This is a genomic window from Pseudoalteromonas sp. MSK9-3 (genome assembly GCF_003590335.1).
Lineage (GTDB): Bacteria > Pseudomonadota > Gammaproteobacteria > Enterobacterales > Alteromonadaceae > Pseudoalteromonas.
On sequence record NZ_MIET01000078.1, the window covers coordinates 1 to 358 of the forward strand.

Genomic DNA, 358 nt, shown 5'->3' on the forward strand with positions numbered 1-358 from the left:
AGTTAATAGCTGCTAGCTGTGACGTTACTGACAGAAGAAGCACCGGCTAACTCCGTGCCAGCAGCCGCGGTAATACGGAGGGTGCGAGCGTTAATCGGAATTACTGGGCGTAAAGCGTACGCAGGCGGTTTGTTAAGCGAGATGTGAAAGCCCCGGGCTCAACCTGGGAACTGCATTTCGAACTGGCAGACTAGAGTGTGATAGAGGGTGGTAGAATTTCAGGTGTAGCGGTGAAATGCGTAGAGATCTGAAGGAATACCGATGGCGAAGGCAGCCACCTGGGTCAACACTGACGCTCATGTACGAAAGCGTGGGGAGCAAACGGGATTAGATACCCCGGTAGTCCACGCCGTAAACG

At 53.6% G+C, this 358-nt stretch carries 1 rRNA gene; it reads left to right on the forward strand.

Annotated features, from left to right (window positions below):
- Positions 1-358, forward strand: a 16S ribosomal RNA gene (locus BGP78_RS22485); the annotation flags it as partial.